Source organism: Stutzerimonas decontaminans (genome assembly GCF_000661915.1).
GTDB lineage: Bacteria > Pseudomonadota > Gammaproteobacteria > Pseudomonadales > Pseudomonadaceae > Stutzerimonas > Stutzerimonas decontaminans.
The window spans coordinates 2,761,571-2,782,925 of sequence record NZ_CP007509.1 but is presented as its reverse complement, the minus strand read 5'-3'; the positions used below and the strand labels follow the sequence as shown (position 1 = coordinate 2,782,925).

20 protein-coding genes are annotated in these 21,355 nt (G+C 62.2%); 16 read left to right on the top strand and 4 right to left on the bottom strand.

The genetic code is table 11. The annotated features are described in order from the left end of the window. Window positions 1-181: 181 nt before the first annotated feature. The 3 genes from UIB01_RS12725 to UIB01_RS12715 are packed head-to-tail and all read left to right on the top strand — an operon-like array spanning window position 182 to window position 2,790. A complete protein-coding gene (locus UIB01_RS12725) occupies window positions 182-1,621 on the top strand; it encodes a cytochrome ubiquinol oxidase subunit I (RefSeq protein ID WP_038661009.1) in 1,440 nt (479 codons plus the stop codon). 3 nt (window positions 1,622-1,624) lie between these two features. Next, complete coding sequence (gene cydB, locus UIB01_RS12720; protein WP_038661007.1) at window positions 1,625-2,632, top strand: cytochrome d ubiquinol oxidase subunit II; 1,008 nt, start codon at window positions 1,625-1,627, stop codon at window positions 2,630-2,632. After that, window positions 2,632-2,790, top strand: a complete 159-nt coding sequence (locus UIB01_RS12715; RefSeq protein WP_038661004.1) for a DUF2474 domain-containing protein — start codon at window positions 2,632-2,634, stop codon at window positions 2,788-2,790. The genes cydB and UIB01_RS12715 overlap by 1 nt, the downstream gene beginning before the upstream one ends. A gap of 277 nt (window positions 2,791-3,067) precedes the next feature. Here the strand turns inward: UIB01_RS12715 and UIB01_RS12710 are convergent, their stop codons facing one another. Together UIB01_RS12710 and UIB01_RS12705 are read right to left on the bottom strand one after the other, a co-directional pair. After that, the gene (locus UIB01_RS12710) at window positions 3,068-4,105 is read right to left on the bottom strand and encodes an AraC family transcriptional regulator (RefSeq protein ID WP_038661001.1); all 1,038 of its coding nucleotides are present in this window, start codon (window positions 4,103-4,105) and stop codon (window positions 3,068-3,070) included. After that, window positions 4,102-5,115 (bottom strand): carbon-nitrogen hydrolase family protein, encoded by a 1,014-nt coding sequence (locus UIB01_RS12705; protein WP_038660999.1) that lies wholly within the window; start codon window positions 5,113-5,115, stop codon window positions 4,102-4,104. The genes UIB01_RS12710 and UIB01_RS12705 overlap by 4 nt, the downstream gene beginning before the upstream one ends. 187 nt (window positions 5,116-5,302) lie before the next feature. Between UIB01_RS12705 and UIB01_RS12700 the strand changes: the two genes are divergently transcribed. From UIB01_RS12700 to UIB01_RS12680, 5 genes are all read left to right on the top strand, one after another. Beyond that, entirely contained in the window at window positions 5,303-7,333 is a 2,031-nt protein-coding gene (locus tag UIB01_RS12700) for an NADPH-dependent 2,4-dienoyl-CoA reductase (RefSeq protein WP_038660997.1), read from the top strand. A 39-nt stretch (window positions 7,334-7,372) separates the two neighbouring features. Beyond that, entirely contained in the window at window positions 7,373-7,795 is a 423-nt protein-coding gene (locus UIB01_RS12695) for a nuclear transport factor 2 family protein (protein ID WP_038660994.1), read from the top strand. Window positions 7,796-7,993: 198 nt separating this feature from the next. Then, window positions 7,994-9,352, top strand: a complete 1,359-nt coding sequence (locus UIB01_RS12690; protein ID WP_038660990.1) for a hypothetical protein — start codon at window positions 7,994-7,996, stop codon at window positions 9,350-9,352. Window positions 9,353-9,357: 5 nt separating this feature from the next. Beyond that, a complete protein-coding gene (locus UIB01_RS12685; protein ID WP_038660988.1) occupies window positions 9,358-10,299 on the top strand; it encodes a 1-aminocyclopropane-1-carboxylate deaminase/D-cysteine desulfhydrase in 942 nt (313 codons plus the stop codon). Window positions 10,300-10,317: 18 nt separating this feature from the next. Beyond that, complete coding sequence (locus tag UIB01_RS12680) at window positions 10,318-11,418, top strand: cyclic nucleotide-binding domain-containing protein (protein ID WP_038660985.1); 1,101 nt, start codon at window positions 10,318-10,320, stop codon at window positions 11,416-11,418. Window positions 11,419-11,434: 16 nt separating this feature from the next. Here the strand turns inward: UIB01_RS12680 and UIB01_RS12675 are convergent, their stop codons facing one another. Then, the gene (locus tag UIB01_RS12675) at window positions 11,435-12,829 is read right to left on the bottom strand and encodes an MATE family efflux transporter (protein WP_038660983.1); all 1,395 of its coding nucleotides are present in this window, start codon (window positions 12,827-12,829) and stop codon (window positions 11,435-11,437) included. A 121-nt stretch (window positions 12,830-12,950) separates the two neighbouring features. Here UIB01_RS12675 and pdxB point away from each other — a divergent pair, with 121 nt between their 5' ends. The 8 genes from pdxB (at window position 12,951) to UIB01_RS12635 (ending at window position 20,696) form a co-directional block, all read left to right on the top strand. Beyond that, window positions 12,951-14,096 (top strand): 4-phosphoerythronate dehydrogenase PdxB, encoded by a 1,146-nt coding sequence (pdxB, locus tag UIB01_RS12670; RefSeq protein ID WP_038660981.1) that lies wholly within the window; start codon window positions 12,951-12,953, stop codon window positions 14,094-14,096. Window positions 14,097-14,183: 87 nt separating this feature from the next. Then, window positions 14,184-16,187, top strand: coding sequence for a DNA polymerase III subunit gamma/tau (gene dnaX, locus UIB01_RS12665; protein WP_038660979.1), 2,004 nt, complete (start codon window positions 14,184-14,186; stop codon window positions 16,185-16,187). A 19-nt stretch (window positions 16,188-16,206) separates the two neighbouring features. Continuing rightward, complete coding sequence (locus UIB01_RS12660) at window positions 16,207-16,533, top strand: YbaB/EbfC family nucleoid-associated protein (RefSeq protein WP_038660976.1); 327 nt, start codon at window positions 16,207-16,209, stop codon at window positions 16,531-16,533. A 100-nt stretch (window positions 16,534-16,633) separates the two neighbouring features. Then, entirely contained in the window at window positions 16,634-17,233 is a 600-nt protein-coding gene (gene recR / locus UIB01_RS12655; RefSeq protein ID WP_038660973.1) for a recombination mediator RecR, read from the top strand. Between the two features lie 145 nt (window positions 17,234-17,378). Continuing rightward, window positions 17,379-18,368: an ABC transporter substrate-binding protein gene (locus UIB01_RS12650; RefSeq protein WP_038660970.1), complete on the top strand. Its 990-nt coding sequence runs from the start codon at window positions 17,379-17,381 to the stop codon at window positions 18,366-18,368. A gap of 102 nt (window positions 18,369-18,470) precedes the next feature. Continuing rightward, window positions 18,471-19,217: an ABC transporter ATP-binding protein gene (locus UIB01_RS12645; protein WP_038660967.1), complete on the top strand. Its 747-nt coding sequence runs from the start codon at window positions 18,471-18,473 to the stop codon at window positions 19,215-19,217. Then, window positions 19,214-19,987, top strand: a complete 774-nt coding sequence (locus UIB01_RS12640) for an ABC transporter permease (RefSeq protein ID WP_038660965.1) — start codon at window positions 19,214-19,216, stop codon at window positions 19,985-19,987. Before UIB01_RS12645 ends, UIB01_RS12640 begins: the two co-directional genes overlap by 4 nt. A 10-nt stretch (window positions 19,988-19,997) precedes the next feature. After that, on the top strand, window positions 19,998-20,696 hold the full coding sequence (locus tag UIB01_RS12635) for a type 2 periplasmic-binding domain-containing protein (RefSeq protein WP_038660962.1): 699 nt from the start codon (window positions 19,998-20,000) through the stop codon (window positions 20,694-20,696). A gap of 17 nt (window positions 20,697-20,713) precedes the next feature. On the opposite strand, the gene UIB01_RS12630 is transcribed toward UIB01_RS12635, so the two are convergent. Continuing rightward, window positions 20,714-21,322: an SCO family protein gene (locus UIB01_RS12630; RefSeq protein WP_038660959.1), complete on the bottom strand. Its 609-nt coding sequence runs from the start codon at window positions 21,320-21,322 to the stop codon at window positions 20,714-20,716. Window positions 21,323-21,355: the final 33 nt, after the last annotated feature.

Below are 21,355 nucleotides of genomic sequence, written 5' to 3'. Positions count from 1 at the left end.
GCTGACGCGGCTATGACCAGCATAGACCTGGGGCGTGCTGTCGGTTCGACCGTCGATCCAGGCGCGACGACTCGGCGCGTCGATTACCCTGCACCCTTGGCGCGATCTGCTGTCATTTGTGCTGGACCCCGTATTCGCCGTCATAGACGAAGCGGGTAGTCATCTGACGAGGAGTTGCCCCATGTTCGGATTGGAAGCACTTGAGCTTGCGCGAATCCAGTTCGCTTTCACGATTACCTTTCACATCATCTTTCCAGCCATCACCATCGGTCTGGCCAGCTTTCTAGCGGTACTCGAAGCGCTATGGCTGAAGACCCGGCAGGAGGTTTACCGCGACCTGTACCACTTCTGGCTGAAGATATTCGCGGTCAATTTCGGCATGGGCGTGGTTTCGGGAATCGTCATGGCGTACCAGTTCGGAACCAACTGGAGCGCCTATTCCGAATTCGCCGGCAGCGTCACGGGGCCGCTGCTCACCTATGAGGTACTGACCGCATTCTTCCTGGAGGCCGGCTTCCTCGGTGTGATGCTGTTCGGCTGGAACCGCGTCGGTGAGCGGCTGCACTTCTTCTCGACGCTCATGGTGGCGATAGGCACGCTGATCTCGACCTTCTGGATCCTGGCGTCCAATAGCTGGATGCATACTCCGCAGGGGCACGAGATCATCGATGGCATCGTGGTGCCGGTGGACTGGTTCGCGATCATCTTCAATCCCTCGTTCCCTTACCGCCTTGCGCACATGGCCGTCGCGGCATTCCTCGCCACGGCATTCTTTGTCGGCGCCTCGGCAGCCTGGCATCTGCTGCGCGGCAAGGACACCCCGGCGATCCGCAAGATGCTTTCGATGGCGATGTGGATGGCGCTTCTGGTGGCGCCGGTGCAGGCCGTGATCGGCGATTTCCACGGGCTGAACACTCTCGAATACCAGCCGGCGAAAATCGCTGCGATGGAAGGCCATTGGGACAATTCCGAAGGCGGGCCGACGCCGCTGCTGCTGTTCGGTTGGCCGGACATGGAGGCCGAGGAGACTCGTTACAAGATCGAGATTCCCTACCTTGCCAGCATCATCCTCAAGCACAGCCTGACCGAGCCGATTCCGGCGCTGAAGGACTTCCCCCCGGAGGATCGGCCGAACTCCACGATCGTGTTCTGGACGTTCCGCATCATGGTCGCCCTTGGTCTGCTGATGATCGTCACGGGGATCTGGAGCCTGCTGCTGCGGCGCGGCGAACGCCTTTACAGTTCGCGGCCGTTCCTGCGGCTGGTCCTGTGGATGGGGCCGTCCGGGCTGATTGCAATTCTTGCCGGCTGGTACACCACCGAAATTGGCCGCCAGCCGTGGGTGATCTACGGCCTGATGCGCACCGCCGATGCGGTATCCAATCATGGCGCCGGGCAGCTGGGGCTGACGTTGGCGATGTTCGTGCTTGTCTACTTCGCCGTGTTCGGGGTGGGCATGGTCTACGTCCTGCGTCTGGTGAAGAAGGGCCCGGTGGCCAGCGAGGGTCGCGAAAAGGGGGCTGGCGGTCCTGGCGAGGCGCGCACGCCGATGCGGCCCATTTCTGCTGCTGACGAGGCCATCTCTCACGAACAAGGTGATCAACTGGGCGAGAGGAACTGAGCCATGGGTATCGATCTTTCACTGATCTGGGCGGTGATCATCATCTTCGGCATCATGATGTATGTGGTGATGGACGGCTTCGATCTCGGCGTCGGCATTCTTTTCCCGTTCGTGCAGGACAGCTCCGATCGAGACGTGATGATGAATACCGTGGCGCCGGTCTGGGACGGTAACGAAACCTGGCTGGTGCTCGGCGGAGCGGGACTGTTCGCCGCCTTCCCGCTGGCGTACTCGGTGGTGCTGTCTGCGCTCTATCTGCCGATCATCTTCATGCTGATGGGGCTGATTTTTCGCGGTGTGGCCTTCGAGTTCCGCTTCAAGGCCAGCAAGCGGCGACAGCATGTCTGGGACAAGGCATTCATAGGCGGCTCGCTGGCGGCGACCTTCTTTCAGGGTGTAGTGCTCGGCGCGTTCATCAGCGGGTTGCCAGTCGAGGATCGGGCCTACGCCGGCGGAGCACTGGACTGGCTGACGCCATTCTCGCTGTTCTGCGGCCTGGCGCTGATCGTCGCCTATGCGCTGCTGGGCTGCACCTGGCTGATGATGCGTACTGCCGGCGACCTGCAGCGGCGTATGCACGACATCGGCATACCGCTGGTTTGGGCGGTATTGGTGGTCACCGGTATTGTCAGTCTGTGGACGCCGTTGACCCATCCGGACATCGCCGAACGCTGGTTCAGCATGCCCAATTTGCTCTATTTCATGCCGGTTCCGGTGCTGGTGTTGCTCTGTGCATTCGGGCTGCTGCGCTCCATTCAGCGCTACGCCAACTACACGCCTTTCCTACTCACGCTGGCGCTGATCTTTCTCGGCTATAGCGGGCTGGGCATCAGCCTGTGGCCGAACATCATCCCGCCTTCGGTGACCATCTGGGAGGCGGCGGCGCCGCCGCAGAGCCAGGGCTTCACCCTGGTCGGGGCATTGCTCATCCTGCCGTTGATCCTGATGTACACGGCATGGAGCTACTACGTGTTTCGCGGCAAGGTCAGTGCCGAGGATGGGTATCACTGATGGCGCGGCAGGAAAAAGCATCCCGCGGCGAGCCGAAGCCGCTCTGGCAGCGCATGAGCTGGCTGGTGCTGATCTGGAGCGGCAGTGTGCTGGCGCTGGGTGTCGTGGCCTGGCTGTTACGCCTGGCGATGAACGCTGCCGGCCTGTCGTCGCCTTGAGGCGTGCCCCTGTATGGGGCGCCTCCTTTGGTGTGGCGCTGTTTTGTGGCTGCCGGCGCGTGTGAGCCACGTCACTATTCCTTCATCTGTGGGCTGTAGCCTTTCTGGCATGAACCTTGATTAGCCCTTGGGCGTAGCGCCGAGCAAATCAGACAGCGAGGAATCTGGCGATGGATGACTACCAAGACGAACTTCTCGAGTGGCACGCAGCCGAGCAGGACCATCCGGACTGCGCAGAGGATGCGGTCGAACTCTAACCGGTGATCGGTGGGGCGGGTCAGACTCCGCGCCGCTGGGTGCGCCGGTAATCTCCCGGTGTCTGTCCGCTCCAACGTTTGAAGGCGCGCTGGAACGCCTCTGCCGACGAGAAGCCGAGCAGCCAGGCGATCTCGCCAAAAGCGGATTCCGTGTCGCGAATATAGGCCATCGCCAGGTCGCGGCGGGTGTCGTTGAGGATCGCGCGATAGCTACTGCCTTCCTCGGCCAGCTTGCGACGCAACGTCCAGGCCGGCATCTGTAGCCGAGCGGCTATCTGCTGCAGATCTGGCTCCTGCCCCTTGAGCATCGGGCCGAGTATCTGCGCGACGCGTTCGCGCAGGCTGCGCGTGCGGGTGCGTCGTTCAAGCTCGGCTTCGCACAACTCGAGCAGATGCCGCCAGGTGCCAGGGCAGTGGTCCGGGTTGCGCAGGGCCAGGGTGCGCTGGTCCAGTTGCAACTGGTTCGCTTCGGCATCGAAGCATACCGGCCGCCCGAAAAGCAGGTCGTAGCGTGGCGCGTAATCGGGCGCAGAGAACTCGATGTGAATGGCCGACGGCACTATCGCCTGATCGCTCAACCGGCTGAGCTGCGCGATCCAGCTGGCCAAGACGGTGTCTACCACGAAGCGGTTGTAGGCGTTGTACGGGCTGATGGAGTAGAAGCGCAGCCAGGCGCCCGCCGCATCCTCGTGAAAGCTCGAACTGCCGCGATAATTGGAGGCATACAGCGCTTCGTAGCGAATCAGCGCGCGGGCTGCTTCACGCACGGTAGGTGCCTGAGCTGCGGTCAGCCCGGCCAAGCCCAGGTGGCCGGGTTTGCGCAGGCGGCCCATCTCCAGACCCAGCGCGGGATCGCCGGCCAGCTGAATCGCCGCATGGCCGAGGCGCATGTAACGAGGGATCGACAGCCGTGCATGGGGCTCGGCCAGGCGCTCGGCATCCAGTCCATAGGCCTGTAGTAGCGGCTTCGGATCATGTCCGTAGAACTGCAGCGCGTCGCTCAGGCTGTGCAGGAAGCCGACCGACAGATCACCCAGTCGCACGCGCTGCGTATTCATGGATTGTTGCCGAGCCAGTGGTTGCGTATCTGAACCGGGACGCCATGCCCGGGCGGCGCCGGGCGGCGTGGCGAGCCAAGCAGGTTCCAGGGCAGCGCGAGGGTCCGTACGGGCATGAGTGCCCGGTCGGTGAAGGCTTCTGGTAGCGTGCTGCCGCAGCTCGACTGCGGGTCCGCCAAGGCGCCGGGTATCGCGAGTAGCTTCGCTTCGGCTGGCGGCCGTTCAAGGTAGGCATCGCAGCCGATCAGCACCGCCAACGACCCTGCCGGCGTTTCGATCAGGCGTCGTGGTTCGGGGATGGGGGCGACGCTGTAGCGCCGCTCATACCGGCTCAGCGCATGCTTGTATTGCAGTGTGCCCAGCGGCTTGCCGCGGCCATCGAAAGTCAGGCTGATCTGACGCAACGGGCCATCGCTAATCTTGAGTTGGTCGTTCTCCAGGTACGGCTCCGGCAGCACGATCGATCCGGCCACCAGCGTGATGCCGAACTCACGGGCCAAACCACCAAAAATCGTTTGGTACTCCTCGGCCATCTGCCGTGCTTTTAGTCGCAGCACGGCGCCGGTGCGTCGATCATCGACCTGGTTGCCGGTCAGCGCACGCAGGTAGCTGCCCGGGTTGCTGAGAGCCATCCACTGCATGGCGTCGCGCAGGGTACGGGCCTGCTGGACTTCCGGCTTTTCGCCCAGCGCGAACAGGCCGGTACCGACGTGTTCCGGCAACACCACTATGGTTCGCTCGCTGAGCATGCCTGCGTCGGCGGCTTGTTGTAGGTAAGTTCGAAACTTCAGCTGAAGCCTCTCGCGGCTCTGGAAGTCGGCCGGTTGCAGCCGCGTCTCGATACCCAGCAGATTGCCCGCGGTCCCGGCTTGGCCGCGGCTTTCGATAGGCAGTATGCGCAGGTCGGACAGCAAAGGGCCGCTGCGCCGGTCGTGGGTCCAGTCGAAGTAGACCGCGAGCGAGACGCCGGCAAGAACTGCCAGCAGTGCGATATTCAGATAAGTGCGCATTGGAAACGGGCCATGGTGAACGCCGCCAGACTAGGTAAAGCGGCATGGCTTGCCAAGCATTTTGCGCGAAATGATCAGAAAGTTGTCATTTGTGATCATTGAGCGTGACGTTTGGGCTGTTTATCGTCGCTGCATATCCGACCGCAGCCCCAAGAGGCTCGGCACCGACAATGATGAGGACACACTGATGACCGCCTTCCCGCATCTGCTGGCCCCGCTCGATCTGGGCTTCACTACTCTGCGCAACCGCACCCTGATGGGCTCCATGCATACCGGGTTGGAGGAAATGCCCAACGGCTTCGAGCGCATGGCGGCCTTCTTCGCCGAGCGCGCTCGCGGTGGCGTCGGCCTGATCGTCACCGGCGGGGTTGGGCCCAATGAGGAAGGTTCGGTGCGCGCCGGTGCCGCCAAACTGTCAACGCCGGAAGAGGCCGAAGAGCACAAGATCGTCACCCAAGCCGTGCACGAGGCCGGCGGAAAGATCTGCATGCAGATCCTGCACGCTGGTCGCTACGCCTACAGTCCTCATCTGGTGGCACCGAGCGCGATCCAGGCACCGATCAACCCGTTCACACCGCGCGAACTGGACGAGGAAGGCATCGAGAAGCAGATCCGCGACTTCGTCAACTGCGCCAGCCTTGCCCAGCAAGCGGGCTATGACGGCGTAGAGATCATGGGGTCGGAAGGCTATTTCATCAATCAGTTCCTGGTGGCCCATACCAACCACCGCACTGATCGCTGGGGTGGCAGCTACGAGAATCGCATGCGTCTGCCGGTGGAAATCGTGCGCCGTGTACGCGAAGCGGTAGGACCGGACTTCATCATCATCTACCGTCTGTCGATGCTCGACCTCATCGAAGGCGGCAGCGTCTGGGAAGAGGTGGTGCAGCTGGCCAAGGCCATCGAGCAGGCCGGTGCCACGCTGATCAATACCGGCATCGGCTGGCACGAGGCGCGCATTCCGACCATCGCCACCAAGGTGCCGCGCGCTGCCTTCACCAAGGTCACCGCCAAACTGCGTGGCGAAGTGAACATTCCGCTGATCACTACCAACCGTATCAACACGCCAGAGGTGGCCGAGCAGGTGCTGGCAGAAGGTGATGCCGACATGGTGTCGATGGCGCGACCGTTTCTGGCCGACCCAGAATTCGTCAACAAGGCGGCTGCCGGTCACAGCGAGCGCATCAACACCTGTATCGGCTGCAACCAGGCCTGTCTGGACCACACCTTCAGCGGCAAGCTGACCACCTGCCTGGTCAATCCGCGCGCCTGCTACGAAACCGAGCTGAACTACATCCCCACCACCGCGGTGAAGAAGATCGCCGTCGTCGGTGCTGGCCCGGCCGGCCTGGCCGCTGCCACGATTGCCGCCGAGCGCGGTCATCAGGTGACGCTGATCGATTCGGCCAGTGAAATTGGCGGCCAGTTCAACGTCGCCAAGCGCGTGCCGGGCAAGGAAGAGTTCTACGAAACGCTGCGCTACTTCCAGAACCGCCTGCAGGAAACCGGCGTCGAGGTACAGCTGAATACACGTGCGACAGTGGAAATGCTGCTGGCTGGCGGCTTCGACGAAATCATCCTGGCTACCGGCATTGCGCCACGGATCCCGGCAATTCCTGGCGTCGATCATCCGAAGGTGATCGGTTATCTGGATGCCATTCTGGAGCGCAAGCCAGTCGGTCAGCGGGTGGCGGTAATCGGCGCCGGCGGCATCGGCTTCGACGTGTCGGAATACATCACCCACGATGGTGAATCCACCAGTTTGGATCGTGAGGCTTTCTGGAAAGAGTGGGGCATCGACCTCGATTTGTCGGTACGCGGCGGCATCGCCGGCATTCAGCCAGCTCCCCACGCGCCGAAGCGTCAGGTCTATCTGCTGCAGCGCAAGAAATCCAAGGTGGGCAACGGTCTGGGCAAGACCACCGGTTGGATTCACCGTACCGGGCTGAAGAACAAGCACGTGCAGATGCTCAATTCGGTCGAATATCTGCAGGTCGACGACGCCGGGCTGCATATCCGTGTGGGCGAGGGCGAGCCGCAGGTACTGCCGGTGGATACGGTAATCCTCTGCGCCGGCCAGGAGCCGCTGCGTGAGCTGCAGGAAGGCCTGGAAGCGGCAGGCGCGCACGTACACCTGATCGGCGGTGCCGACGTGGCCGCCGAACTCGACGCCAAGCGCGCCATCAATCAGGGCTGCCGTCTGGCCGCAGCGCTCTAGTTCCGAGCCTTTCGTCAATTTCGAAAAGAGGGATCACGCATGGAACGTGCAATCGCGCTGCAACCGAACACGGCGAGCAGTCTGCAAGCCTGGCATCGCATGATCGCCGAGCGTGATCTCAGCCGGCTGCCCGAGCTGCTGCACCCGCACGCGGTGTTTCGCTCGCCAATGGCCTACAAACCGTACGAAGGAGCGGCGGCAGTCAATCTGATCCTCAATACCGTGCTTCAGGTCTTCGAGGATTTCCGCTACCAGCGTGAGCTGGCGAGCTCAGAAGGCACGGACGTGGTGCTCGAATTCAGCGCTCGCGTGGGCGATCGCGAGCTCAAGGGTATCGACATGATTCGGTTTGACGAGGCGGGCAAAATCGTCGAGTTCGAGGTCATGATTCGACCCATGAGCGGATTGCAGGCGCTCGGCGACGAGATGAAGCGCCGCCTTGCCGCCTACAGCGCAGGCTGATTTAGCAAAGCCCATCGCAAATTCCGCAGGGTGCTGCATCGCGCAGGGCCCAATGCCGGGATTCGCTGCCAACCCAGTCACATTGCCTGTTTGAACATTTCCCCTAAACTTGCGGCACTAACGGGGCGACGGCATCGGAAGGCCATATCGCTCCGGACAATGCTGGCTCGCTGCTGCGGGCAATAAAGGAAGTCGAGCATGCAGAACAAACCGCAGATGGTCGAAGCCGTACTGTTCTTCAATGAAGGCGCCATCTGCAAGGAAATGCTGTATCCAGAATTCGAGGCGGTGCTCGACGGAGTCGTTGCATTGCCCGAGTTCGCGGATCGTCAGATGCACGCTGTATACGTGATGATCAATCCGCGGCTGCAGGTGCGTGCCGCAGTATTTTTTTGTCTCGACTTCAATGATGACGGCTCCGCCGACGCAGGCTGGAACATTCCGTTGCGCCAGTTGGCCGAGCGCACTGGCCGTGGCCCGGACATGGGCGCCGGGCCGATTCGCCTGGCTTGCCGCAGTCAGTGCCCGGTGTCCTGGCATCAGATGCACATGTGGGACCCCAAGGTCAGTCCGGAACGCAATGATCTGGTGGTACTGCGCGAAACCATCAAGCGCAACCAGCTCGGCCTGCTGGTAGAAGACGAGGGGCCGCAAACGGTACCGGCGGAGCGGCTGCAGATGGTCGCTGAAGACGCCTGGTATGCAGCCGAAGTGAGCAAGGACGCCGCTGCCAAACGATCCGAAAGCCATGAGCGTGAGCAGCGGCAGAAGGCTGCGCTGCTGATCAAACAGCAACGTCAACGTATCGCCAACCTCGAGCGCCTGCGCGAAGAGGACGCGCTCAAGCTTGCGGCTGCCGCGGAAAAGGAGCGCAGGGCGCTGCAGGAGGAAATTCGTGCGCTGCAGCAGCAGTTGCAGCAGCAGACGGAGATCAACGCGAATCTGCATGCGCAGATGACCGCTCAGGGTGAGAGCTTCCAAAAAGCACGCGAGGAGATGAGCAAGCAGCTGCGTACTCTGGAGGTCAGCGGCAGGGTCGAGATTGGCGCTGCCCGAGAACAGTTCGAACTTGAAGCCCAGGCACGCATTGCGGCGGCGGTGGCTGAGTACAAGGAGCAGGTTTCGATTCGCGACGTCGAACTGGCCTACCGCAACGAGCTGGACGCGCAGCTGGAGGAGGAAATCCAGCGGCTGAAGGCTGAGTGCGAGAAGTTGAGCAATAGCGGTGACCGGGTGCTGGAGGAGCTGTCTCGTCAGGGGGTCGTATTCATGGCCTACCATCCGGGTGCGGGGCATCTGACCATTGCATTGCAGGATCTTGCCCGCTATCGCGCCAATCCCTTGGCTTATGCCGCTGCCAAGTGCTTCGTCTCCGAGGAGCAATATCGGCAGTGGCTTGAGCATTATCAGAAGCCAGCCTGCGTCGCGACGCTCTCCAGCGGTGAGCGCTGTGCAATGCCGCTGGATAAGATCGACACGCCAAGCCGCTTTGTCATCGGCGAATCCAACTGCTGCACTCGGCACCGCAAGGAAGACCGGCAGCGCACCGGTAGCTGAGCGGTTTGTCTCTGCCCCATCCATTCGATGCCCCGTTGATCCTGCAGCCACTGTCCTTGGACTGGTTGCAGCGCAGCGGGGTCGAGGTCGCGGTGCTGCGGCTGGATCTGGTGGATCCCGAGCTATCTGGAAACAAGTGGTTCAAGCTGGTGGAGCATCTTGAGGCAGCCCGTCGTGCCGGTGCATCGGGCCTGATCAGCCTCGGCGGTGCCCATTCCAATCATCTGCATGCAGTGGCAGCGGCGGGGCGGCGCTTCGGTCTGGCAACAGTGGGCTTGCTACGCGGACACCAGCAGCAAACGCCGACGGTGGCCGATCTACGTGCCTGGGGCATGGAGCTGCACTGGCTTGGCTACGGCGGTTACCGGGAGCGTAACCTGCCTACGTTCTGGCAGCCGTGGCAAGCGCGATATCCGGACTTTTACCCGATACCTGAAGGGGGCGGTGGTTTGCGCGGCGCTCTGGGCTGCGCCGCGCTGATCCCGCGCTTGCGCGCGGCGCTTGAATCCGTCGGTTGGAGCGACTACGACGCCATCTGGCTGGCTGCCGGCACCGGAACGACGCTTGCTGGTCTGGTCATCGGCGAGGCCGGTCAACACCGGGTGTTCGGCGCGCTGGCTGGTCCGCCATCGCATGCGGTAAGGGCGGGCGTGGCGACGCTGCTTGCGCAGGCCGGCGTCGTCGATGACGGCTATGAGTTACTGGATGCCAGCCGCGTCGGGTTCGGGCGCCTCGACAAGGAGCTGGCCCGCTTCATCCTCGCCACTGAACGCGATGCTGGCGTGCCGCTAGATCCGATATACACTGCAAAGACCATGATGGCATTGCGCCTTTATGTTGAGCGCGGTTATGTTCCATCTGGCACGCGGCTGGTGCTCGTCCACACCGGTGGTCTGCAAGGACGCCGCGCGGCCCAGGACCAGCTGCAGAGGCTGATTGATGGATAGACGTTTGGATTTTCCCGGATGAACAAACCGCTGCACCCCGATCAGCTGCGCAACCTGGTCCCGCTCGATGGTCTGTCGCCGCGTCAGTTGTGGGAGCTCCGCGTGCAGATCGCACCGCTCGCGCTCGCTGCCGGCCAGATTCTCCAGCTCGGAAGCACCTCTGCAACACGTCACTATTTGATGTCCGGTAGTGTTCTGTTCATCGACAGCGATGGGCAGCAGAGGCGCCTCGTTGCCGGCACGCCGGCCGCCTTGCATAGTCTCTCACCTAGCCAGCTGGGCGAGGTGCGCGCGCTGGAGGATTGCCAGCTGCTGACCGTGGACGGTATGGAGCTTGAGCGGCTGCTTTCCTGGCGACAGGCCCTTCAGGATGTATTGCTGCAGCTGTCGATGGATGGCGAGGACAGCGAGTGGCTCGAGCGCCTACTGGAAAATCCGTTGTTCGCTCAGGTGCCGCCAGCAAACATACGCAGTATGTTGAGCCGTCTCGTCGAGATCGAGGCGCCAGCCGAGCGAGCCCTGATCCGGGAGGGCGATGGCGGCGATTGCTGCTACCTCCTGAAGAGCGGGCGCGCACAGGTGCTGAAGGCCGCTGGTAGCGGTGAGCAACTGCTGGCGGAGCTCGAGCCTGGCGCCTGTTTCGGTGAGGAAGCGCTGCTCGAGGAGCGTCCGCGTAACGCCAGTGTGGTCATGATCGAGGATGGTTCCGTGCTACGGCTTGCCCGCGCGGACTTTCTTGAGTTGCTCAAGGCCCCGGTGGTGGGTGACGTCAGTCTGGACGATGTAGCCGATCTGCTCGGCTGCGGTGCGCAGTGGCTCGACGTCCGACTGCTCGATGACTACGAGCAGGGTCATGCCATGCAAGCGCTGCACATGCCGTTGCACCTGCTTCGGTTGAAGACCCGCTTGTTGAACCCACAGCGTCCCTATCTCTGCTATTGCGAAAGCGGCAAGCGTAGCGCCAATGCCGTGTTCCTGCTGACGCAACTTGGCTTTACGGCCTATGCGTTGCGCGGTGGTCTCGACGCGCTAAGCGCGGAGGACCGGGCGGCGTTACTCTGGGAGCGTGGTTCCGGCTACCTGGCTCGCTCCGACGGCAGGGTCGAGCGCAGTCTCTGATCGGTATGCAGCGGGCTCAGACCACCGTCTTGCGAAGTGCGGTGTGCCGACGAATCTCGCGGCGGGCGCTGCGGGCCAGGCGCACGCTGAGCAGCAGTGCCGCGCAGCTCAGCCCGGCGATCAATCCCTGCCATAGGCCGGCTGGTCCGGTAGCGGCGCCAAGGTGGTCAGTCAGTCCGAGCAGATACCCCACCGGCAGACCGATACCCCAGTAGGCGAAGAGCGTATAGACCATCGTCATACGGGTGTCCTGATAGCCGCGAAGTGCGCCGGCCGCAGTGACCTGAACCACATCCGAGAACTGAAAGAGTGCGGCATAGAAGAACAGGCTGGCGGCGACTGCGATCACCGCCGGGTCGGGGGTATAGATTCGCGCGATCTGCTCGCTGAACAGCAACATGACGCTGGCCGAAAAACAGGCGTATACCAACGCCGCGGCGATCCCCACGCCGGCGACGAAGCGCGCGTCCCTCGGGGCATTACGGCCCAGCTCCTGGCCGATTCGCACGGTCACGGCCATACCCAGCGACAGCGGAATCATGAAGATCAGTGAGGTGAAATTCAGCGCGATCTGGTGACCGGCGACAACCGTTGCGCCGAGTGCGCCGATCAGCAGCGCGATCACGGAAAAGATGCTGGCTTCGGCGAACACCGCGACCCCAATCGGCACGCCAACTGACAGCAGATGCCGAAGCATCGGCCAGCGCGGCCATTCGAAGTGGGAAAACAGCTGGCTGGGTTGGTAGGCCGGCGCACGTTTCACCCAGATGCTCATCGCCACCAACATGAACAGCATCACCAGAGCGGTAGACACGCCACAGCCGACGCCCCCCATTGCCGGCATGCCGAACTTGCCGTAGATGAATACGTAGTTCAGTGGGATGTTCAGCAGCAGACCGATGATGCCGATCACCATGCTCGGCCGGGGATGGCCAAGGCCGTCGCTGAAGCAGCGCAATACCTGATAGAGCGCCACCGCCGGGAAACCGCAGGCGACGGCGCGCAGGTAGGCCATGGTTGGCTCGATCAGGGCCGGTTCGACGCGCATCAAGTGCAGCACCGGCTCCGCGTTCCACATCAGCAGGGCACTGGCCGCGCCGATGCCTGCGCCCATCCACAGAGCCTGACGGACAAGTGGCCCGATTTCGCCATGGGCTCCGGCGCCGTAACGTTGTGCCACGTTCGGCGTCGTCGCTAGCGTGATACCGCTCAGCAGCAGGTACACCGGTACCCAGATCGAGTTGCCCAGCGCGACCGCAGCCAGATCATGTGGGCTGACGCGCCCGGCCATCACGGTGTCGACAAAGCCCATGGCCGTGCTGGCCAGCTGGGCGATCATCATGGGCAGGGCGAGAGCGAAGAGGGTGCGCAATTCAAGGCGGACCCGTCTGAGTCTGAGCTCAGTGGGCATTACGAGGCATTCCGGTTGTATACAAGAGGCGCGCTAGTCTACGCCGCGCAGTGGCGCTCAGGAAGGCGGCAAAGCAGTGGCAAGCTGTCTAGAATGTGCTTCCCCTCACCGGAGCCGTGTCATGCATATCCTCGCCGATGAAAACATTCCGCTGGTCGATGAGTTCTTTGCCGGGCTTGGCGAGATTCGGCGCATGCCTGGTCGCAGCATCAACCGCGCAGCGCTGGAAAAGGTCGATGTACTGCTGGTGCGCTCGGTTACGCGGGTCGATCGCGATCTACTGGACGGTACCGCGGTGCGCTTCGTAGGGACCTGTACCATCGGCACGGATCATCTGGATCTCGATTACTTCGAAAAGGCCGGAATCGACTGGGCCAGTGCCCCGGGTTGCAACGCGCGGGGCGTGGTCGACTATGTGCTCGGTAGCCTGCTCGCATTGGCGGAGGTGCAGGGCGAGGCGCTGGCGCAGCGCCGCTTCGGTATCGTTGGTGCAGGAGAAGTAGGCGGGCGGCTGGTAGAGGTGCTGCGAGGACTTGGCTGGGACGTCCGCGTCTGCGATCCGCCGCGGCAGGTCAGCGAGGCGGGCGGCTTTGTCTCGCTGGACGAGGTGCTCGCCGCGTGCGACGTAATCAGCCTGCATACCCCGCTGAGCATGGGTGGCGACTGGCCAACCTTTCACCTGCTCGATCAGCAGCGGCTGTCCAGGCTGCGGCAAGGGGCCTGGCTGATCAACGCCAGTCGCGGCGCAGTGGTGGACAATGCAGCGCTGCGCGACGTGCTACTGCAGCGGCAAGACCTGGAAGCCGTGCTGGACGTCTGGGAAGGCGAGCCTCAGGTGGATGTCGCACTGGCCGGTTTGTGCCGAATTGCCACGCCACACATTGCCGGCTACAGCCTGGACGGCAAGCTGCGCGGCACGGCACAGATCTACACCGCGCTCTGCGTGGCGCGGGGGCTGGAACCAGTCGTCGAACTGGCGCAGTTGATGCCCGGCGCGCCACTGGTCGAGCTGGCCTTCGCCGCCTGCGCAGAACCGGCCGAGATGCTGGCGACGCTATGTCGGGCGGTTTATGACCCGCGCCGCGACGATGCGGACTTCCGCCGCAGTTTGCTTGGCGACGAGGCCCAGCGGCGCGCCGGGTTCGATCTGCTGCGCAAGCAGTATCCGGTACGGCGCGAGATCGATGGCCTGGCGGTGCGGATCGTCGGGCACAACCCGGCGCTGGATGCGGTAGTTGAGGCGCTCGGTGCCCGATTGCTCGGCTAGCCGGCAGTTCGCGTGCAGCTCGGATGCAATTTCCATCCTGCTCCGCTAGCATTACCCGTTCTCTGCCTTGTCCCCCGCGATGGTGTTATGAGTTATCAGGTTCTTGCACGTAAATGGCGTCCGCGCTCGTTCCGCGAAATGGTCGGCCAGACGCATGTGCTCAAGGCCCTGATCAACGCGTTGGACAACCAGCGCCTACACCATGCCTACCTGTTTACCGGCACGCGCGGCGTCGGCAAGACCACCATCGCGCGGATCATCGCCAAATGCCTGAACTGCGAGACCGGTGTCAGCTCGACGCCCTGCGGTCAGTGCTCGGTATGCCGGGAAATCGATGAGGGGCGCTTCGTCGATCTGATCGAGGTCGACGCCGCAAGCCGCACAAAGGTCGAAGACACCCGCGAGCTGCTGGACAACGTGCAATACGCGCCGAGCCGCGGGCGCTACAAGGTCTACCTGATCGACGAAGTGCACATGCTCTCGTCGCATTCATTCAACGCGCTGCTCAAGACCCTTGAGGAGCCGCCGCCACACGTCAAGTTCCTGCTGGCGACCACCGATCCGCAGAAGCTGCCGGTCACGATCCTGTCGCGTTGTCTGCAGTTTTCGCTGAAGAACATGCCTCCGGAGCGCGTGGTCGAGCACCTGACCCATGTGCTGAGCGTCGAGAACGTGCCCTTCGAAGACGATGCGCTGTGGCTGCTGGGCCGTGCGGCGGATGGCTCGATGCGCGATGCGATGAGCCTGACCGATCAGGCGATCGCTTTTGGTGAAGGCAAGGTGCTGGCTGCCGACGTGCGGGCGATGCTTGGCACGCTCGATCACGGCCAGGTCTACGGAGTGTTGCAGGCATTGCTTGAAGGCGATGCCAGGGCGTTGCTCGAAGCGGTGCGTCATCTTGCCGAGCAAGGACCAGACTGGGCGGGTGTACTGGCCGAGATTCTCAATGTGCTGCACCGCGTCGCCATCGCCCAGGCGCTGCCGGAGGCGGTGGACAATGGCCAGGGCGATCGCGATCGCGTTCTGGCCTTGGCCCAGGCGCTGCCGGCCGAAGACGTGCAGTTCTATTACCAGATGGGGCTGATCGGTCGGCGCGACCTGCCGCTGGCGCCAGACCCGCGCAGTGGCTTCGAAATGGTGCTGCTGCGGATGCTGGCGTTTCGTCCGGCCGGCAGTGATGACGCGCCGCGAACGCCGCTAAAGACCCTGGGAATCAGCCCGGCCACAGCTGATTCCAAGCCTGCAGCGGTGGCCGATACGGCCCCGATTGGCGTGTCGTCTGCTCCATCTCCAGTAGTTGCGGAAGCAGCGGCTGCGCCATTGCAGGTACCTGCAGCGCCTGCCGTTCCTGCGCCAGCTCCTGCTCCATCAGCTATGCCTTCGGTAGCCACTCAGGTGACGGAAGAACCTCAGGCCGCGCCTGTCATCGACGTACCCTGGAACGAGCCTCCGAATGTGCCGCCGGTTGCGGTCGAGGCTGCTGCCGTTTTACCAGAGCCTGCACCATTGGATGCGGCTGCCGATCACGTAGCTTCCGTGGTGCAGGTCGAAGAGCCGGACGATGACGAGCCTCCGCTGACGGATGAGGACTACTTCGAAGTCGAGAATCAGGCCGAAGCCTATCTGGATGAACTGAGCCATGCCGGCGAGGAACCTGAGGCTGTCGAACCGCTACCGGCGGTAGAGCCTGCCACCGGACTCGCCGCGGAATGGCTGGAGCTTTATCTCAAGCTCGGTTTGTCCGGTCTGACCGGTAGCATCGCGGCCAACTGCACGTTGATCGCGGTAGAAGGTGACCGTTGGCTGATGCATCTCGATCCGGCGCAGAGCGCGCTGTTCAACCCCACGCAACAGCGACGGCTGAACGATGCGCTGAATCAGTACCATGGGCGCACTTTGCAGCTGGATATCGTGCTGCAAAAGCCCGAGCAGGAAACGCCGGCCCAGGCTGCACAGCGCCGTAGGGCCGAGCGACAGCGCGCAGCGGAGCAGTCGATTCACGCGGATCCTCTAGTCCAGCAGCTCATGCAACAGTTCGCTGCGGTGATCCGCGAAGGCACCATCGAACCCGTAGAACACTCAGAACCCTGATCGAATTGAGGTGATACCCATGATGAAAGGTGGAATGGCCGGCCTGATGAAGCAGGCGCAGCAGATGCAGGAAAAGATGCAGAAGATGCAGGAGGAGCTGGCGAACGCCGAGGTTACGGGCCAGTCGGGTGCTGGTCTGGTCAGCGTCGTGATGAACGGCCGCCACGACGTCAAGCGCGTCACTCTGGATGAAAGCCTGATGCAGGAAGATAAGGAAATCCTGGAGGATCTGATCGCCGCCGCCGTCAACGATGCGGTGCGCAAGATCGAGCAGAACAGCCAGGACAAGATGGCAGGCATGACCGCCGGAATGCAGCTGCCGCCTGGCTTCAAAATGCCGTTCTAAACCAGTCGGTCACCTCGGAAGCTGCCCAACGCCGATACCAGAGCATTGGTATCAGGCGTGGCAGCTTCTTGCGTTGTTCAGCATCCGTTTCGAGATATCCATGAGCTTCAGCCCTCTGATCCGCCAACTCATCGACGCCCTGCGCATTCTTCCCGGTGTGGGCCAGAAAACTGCTCAGCGCATGGCGCTGCAACTACTGGAACGCGATCGCAGCGGCGGTTTGCGCCTGGCACAGTCGCTGGCAAAGGCGATGGAGGGGGTCGGCTATTGCCGTCAATGCCGTACGCTGACCGAGGACGATCTGTGCCCGCAGTGCGCTGATCCGCGGCGTGACGACTCGCTGTTATGTGTGGTGCAGAGCCCGGTGGACGTTTTCGCCGTCGAGCAGACCGGCTTTCGCGGTCGTTATTTCGTGTTAAAGGGACATCTGTCGCCGCTCGACGGGCTAGGGCCGGAAGCCATCGGGATTCCTGAGCTGCTTTCACGGGTCGCAGACGGCGCATTCACCGAGGTCATTCTTGCAACCAACCCGACGGTCGAAGGCGAGGCAACCGCGCACTACATCGCGCAAATGCTGATTCCAAAGGGGCTGACCATCAGCCGTATCGCTCATGGCGTACCCCTTGGCGGCGAGCTCGATCTGGTCGACGGCGGCACCCTGGCTCACGCGCTGGCAGGCCGCAAGCCGATCAGTCTATAACCTGACGTACTGATGTTATGCCACCTCGGTAGTGCCGTTTCTCGGTTGGTTCAGGTAAAGTTCTAAGCCATAAAAGTTAGATAACCAAATCGAATAAATACCTTCGATTTGGTTATATGAATTGGCTACCTGAATCGAGGTCGAGATGAAAGCGAGGCATTGGCTGGTCCCAGCTCTTCTGCTGCTGAGCGCATTCGCGCAAGCACAAGAGAAGTTCAAGGTCGGGTACATCCGAGTGATGGATGATGCCCAGGCAATGGTCGCGCACGAAGCCGGGCTGTACAAAAAGCATGGCCTGGATGTCGAGCTGATCGAGTTCAGCTCAGGGACAGACTTGATCAAAGCGATTGTCGGGGGGCAGCTGGATACCGGTGTGCTTGGCTTCACCAACGCTGTCGCCTGGGCCTCCAAAGGGGCTGATCTGAAGGTGGTGGGCGGTGCCCAGCAAGGCTATCACTCTATTCTTGTGCGCGAAGATACCGACATCAACGATGTTGCGGGCCTCAAGGATCGTACCCTGGCGTCCCAACGCGAAGGCAGTACGGCCGATGCGGTCCTGCGTGGAGTGACGTTGAAGAGCGCCGGCCTCAAGCCGAGTGACGTCAATATCATGGGCGTCAGTCCTGCCGTCGCCGTGCAGTCACTGGTATCCGGTCGGGTCGATGCGGCTTTCCTGTTCGAGCCTTACGATCGTATCGCGCAACTGGTTGCACCGGTCCGCCAGGTGTATGAGATTGGTGAGGTGTGGCCGTTCCCGTGCATGGTAGTCATAACTTCCGGCGACACCCTGGCCAAGCGCAAGGACGCTGTCTGGAAGTCATTGGACGCCCAGCGCGACGCCATCGAAATGCTCGACAAGCAGCCGGCCGAAGCGGCCAAGCTGATTGCCAACTACTTCATTGCCGAACCGACACTCAAGACGCTTAAGCGCGGCGAACTCGCCCGTGAAGTGGTGATCGAGGAGGCAATCGGTACCCAGACCTTCAGCGCCAAGCTAGGCGAAGACGATCAGGCGCGCATTCAGGAGCTCGCGGACATTCTGCAGGAGCTGGGCTCGCTGAAGACCCGCGACGGCAAGCCGTTCGATACCAGCGCCATTCTCGATTTGTCCTGGCAGGAAGCTCGCGAACTCTGATCGCTTCCTGTCGTTTCACCATTACATCGGCCCGGCTTCCCGTCGGGCCATTCACATCGCCCGCATAGCCGGGCAGTTTCGTTTCTAGATTTGCGGATTTTTATGCAGCTCAGGTTTGAAGAAGTAGACAAGCGCTTCGGGCAGCTCGAAGTCATCAAGGGCTTCAGCGGTGAATTCGCCCAGGGTGAGTTGGTAGCTCTGGTCGGACCCTCCGGTTGCGGTAAATCGACGTTGTTGCACCTGGTGGCGGGGCTGGAGAAGCCCAGCGCCGGTCGTGTGCTTGCAGACGGCAAGCCGATCACCGAGCCGAGCCCTCGACGCACGCTGGTGTTCCAGGAGCACGCGCTGTATCCCTGGCTGAGCCTGCAGGGCAATGTCGCCATGGCGCTCGAATTGCAGGGAGTGGCCAAGACCAGCGCATTCGATCAGGCCCAGGCCTGGCTCGAGCGCGTCGGGCTGAATGGCTTTGAGCACTACTATCCGCATCAGGTGTCTGGCGGCATGCGCCAGCGCACGGCATTGGCCCGGGCCTTCATCGCCAAGCCCGAGGTGCTCCTGCTAGACGAGCCGTTCGGCGCGCTCGATGCCCTGACCCGCATGGCATTGCAGGATGTGCTGCGCGAGTTGATCGAGGAACATCAGCCGACCGTGCTGCTGGTTACCCACGATGTCGACGAGGCGCTGTACCTGGCCGATCACGTGCTGGTGTTCAGTGCGCGGCCGACGCGGGTTCTGAAAACATTCAACTTCACGCATTGCGAGAAGAGCCACGATCTGTCGGACTTCGCTGCCGAGCGTAAGGAAATTCTCAGCCTGCTGGGCATCAAGACTGAGGTGGCGCACTCATGAGCCAGGCACGTCGTCTTACCGGTCCGAAGAAGTATCTCGCTGTCGTTCTGGCAATTCTGTTCATCCTTTTGATCTGGCAGGCTGCAGCATGGAGCTTGCCGGCGTTTCTGATGCCGGGTATTCCAACCGTCTTCGAACGGCTGTTGGCGACCATCCAGCAACCGGAGTTCCGTGAGGGGCTTTACGGCAGCATGAGCCGCCTTGGCAGTGGCTACAGCTTTGCGCTGTTGTTCGGTATCGGATTCGGCCTAGTGGGCGGGGTGCTGTTCTTCTTCCGCGAAATCCTGCGCTCGGCCATCGTCATTCTGCAGTCGATTCCATCGATCGCCTGGGTGCCGCTGTTCCTGATCGTGATGGGGTTCGGCAACCTGCCGATCATCGTGGTAGTGGCCTTGGCGGCATTCTTTCCGATGGCGCTTTCGGTAATGAATGCCACCGAGAGTGTGCAGCCAGTGCATGTCGCCGCCGCGCGGGTGATGGGGGCGTCACGCTGGCAGCTGCTGCGCCGTGTCTACCTGCCGGCAGTAATGCCCGAGCTGATCACGGGTGCACAGCTGGCGTTCGGCAACGCGTGGCGTGCTCTGATTTCGGCTGAAATGCTGATCGGCTTCGGACAGGGACTCGGTCGTTCGCTCGCTTACTCCGGTGAAATTGCCGATATGGTTGGTGTGATGATGAACATTCTGGTCATCGCCATTCTCGCCACGCTGATCGATCAGGTGGTACTGGAGAAATTCAAGCAGCGGATGCTGCGTTACCAGTACGTCTGAGGCTGCTGACGTGTCCACGCCCTTGCGCATCATTCTTTGTCTGGCCTTGCTGACGCCTGCCGCGCTGCTGGCAGAGCCTTTGCTCGTGCAGCTGCCTCAGCATCGAGTGCTCTCCAGCAGCGAAACGGAGAGCTTCGAGCAGGCGTTGGTCGAGCGATTGGCTGAAGGGCTTGGGCGGTCTGCTACTGCAGCCCTGGAAAAGGACGCTGATCTGCGCATGGTTGCCGACGATCAGCCTGGCGCTGCGGTCTACTATCGCGCTGCGCCTGCCGCGCTCAGCGCTACGGAAGGGGGGCTCGGTGCCTGGTCCGATCTTCAAGGCCAGCCGGTCTGCGTCAGTGATGCCAGTCCGTATGTGTCGTTGTTGCGTACGCGCTTTGCCGCAGAGCCACGAGAGTATCCGAGCGCAGCGCATGCCCTTATCGGGCTCAAGCTCGGTGAATGCCGTGCGGTAGTCGATGACGATGTGCTGTTGCGGGATATCGCCAGCTTGCCGGAGTGGCGACGCTACAAGCACCTGTTTCCCGCGCTTTCGGATGCCGAGCGACAGCTGAGCCTGGTTGCGCACGACTCAAGCCAGCAGCAGCGGATCAATGGGCTGTTGGCACAATGGGCTGCCGAAGGGCAGCTGGCCGAGCTGACCCAAGAATGGGTCGATGAAGTGGCGTTCCAAGCCTATGTGCTGGCCGATACGCTGGATTGTCACTGACCCCAGGGTTGATAGATTCAGCGCTCGCTTTCCAGCACCTGCGGCAGCATTTCCTTAAGCCCGTCGAGTTTCAACGGGGCGCGAATGTGGCCGCGCAGGCTGCCATCCGGTGCCAGCAATGCCAGGTTGCCGCTATGGCTGACGCTGTAATCGCCGTGCGTCTCGCTAGCTGGGATGAAGGGAAGGCCAAGCGCCTTGGACAGGTTTTGCAGCTGGTCCATGTTTCCGGTCAGGCCGATGAAACCTGCACGGTAATAGCTCAGGTAGGTCTTCAATTGTTGCGGCGTATCGCGCGCAGGGTCGGCGCTGAGCAAAACCAGCTGCAACTGCTCGCGGACTCCGGCTGGCAGCTGACTGAACAGTCGGCGCATGTCGCTCAAGGTCGTGGGGCAGATATCGGGGCAGGCGGTGAAGCCGAAGAACAGGATATGCCAGCGTCCCTGAAGTGACAGGTTGCTGAACGGCTGGCCATCCTGATCGAACAGTTCGAACTGAGGGATGGCGCGCTCACGGGGCAGCAGCAGGATGTTCGCCTGGTCCAGCAGTGCGTCGCGATCCAGTGCAAATGAGGGTGTCACGTACGCCAGCGCGAGAATCAGCAGGCTGCGGCGAAGCATCGTAAGCACGGGCGGCTTCCTTCTGGGTGCAGCGAAACAGCG

Coding starts and splice junctions, on each gene's coding strand:
- UIB01_RS12725 (WP_038661009.1), top strand. CDS start 182: ATGTTCGGATTGGAAGCACTTGAGCTTGCGCGAATCCAGTTCGCTTTC.
- cydB (WP_038661007.1), top strand. CDS start 1,625: ATGGGTATCGATCTTTCACTGATCTGGGCGGTGATCATCATCTTCGGC.
- UIB01_RS12715 (WP_038661004.1), top strand. CDS start 2,632: ATGGCGCGGCAGGAAAAAGCATCCCGCGGCGAGCCGAAGCCGCTCTGG.
- UIB01_RS12710 (WP_038661001.1), bottom strand. CDS start 4,105: ATGAATACGCAGCGCGTGCGACTGGGTGATCTGTCGGTCGGCTTCCTG.
- UIB01_RS12705 (WP_038660999.1), bottom strand. CDS start 5,115: ATGCGCACTTATCTGAATATCGCACTGCTGGCAGTTCTTGCCGGCGTC.
- UIB01_RS12700 (WP_038660997.1), top strand. CDS start 5,303: ATGACCGCCTTCCCGCATCTGCTGGCCCCGCTCGATCTGGGCTTCACT.
- UIB01_RS12695 (WP_038660994.1), top strand. CDS start 7,373: ATGGAACGTGCAATCGCGCTGCAACCGAACACGGCGAGCAGTCTGCAA.
- UIB01_RS12690 (WP_038660990.1), top strand. CDS start 7,994: ATGCAGAACAAACCGCAGATGGTCGAAGCCGTACTGTTCTTCAATGAA.
- UIB01_RS12680 (WP_038660985.1), top strand. CDS start 10,318: ATGAACAAACCGCTGCACCCCGATCAGCTGCGCAACCTGGTCCCGCTC.
- UIB01_RS12675 (WP_038660983.1), bottom strand. CDS start 12,829: ATGCCCACTGAGCTCAGACTCAGACGGGTCCGCCTTGAATTGCGCACC.
- pdxB (WP_038660981.1), top strand. CDS start 12,951: ATGCATATCCTCGCCGATGAAAACATTCCGCTGGTCGATGAGTTCTTT.
- dnaX (WP_038660979.1), top strand. CDS start 14,184: ATGAGTTATCAGGTTCTTGCACGTAAATGGCGTCCGCGCTCGTTCCGC.
- UIB01_RS12660 (WP_038660976.1), top strand. CDS start 16,207: ATGATGAAAGGTGGAATGGCCGGCCTGATGAAGCAGGCGCAGCAGATG.
- recR (WP_038660973.1), top strand. CDS start 16,634: ATGAGCTTCAGCCCTCTGATCCGCCAACTCATCGACGCCCTGCGCATT.
- UIB01_RS12650 (WP_038660970.1), top strand. CDS start 17,379: ATGAAAGCGAGGCATTGGCTGGTCCCAGCTCTTCTGCTGCTGAGCGCA.
- UIB01_RS12645 (WP_038660967.1), top strand. CDS start 18,471: ATGCAGCTCAGGTTTGAAGAAGTAGACAAGCGCTTCGGGCAGCTCGAA.
- UIB01_RS12640 (WP_038660965.1), top strand. CDS start 19,214: ATGAGCCAGGCACGTCGTCTTACCGGTCCGAAGAAGTATCTCGCTGTC.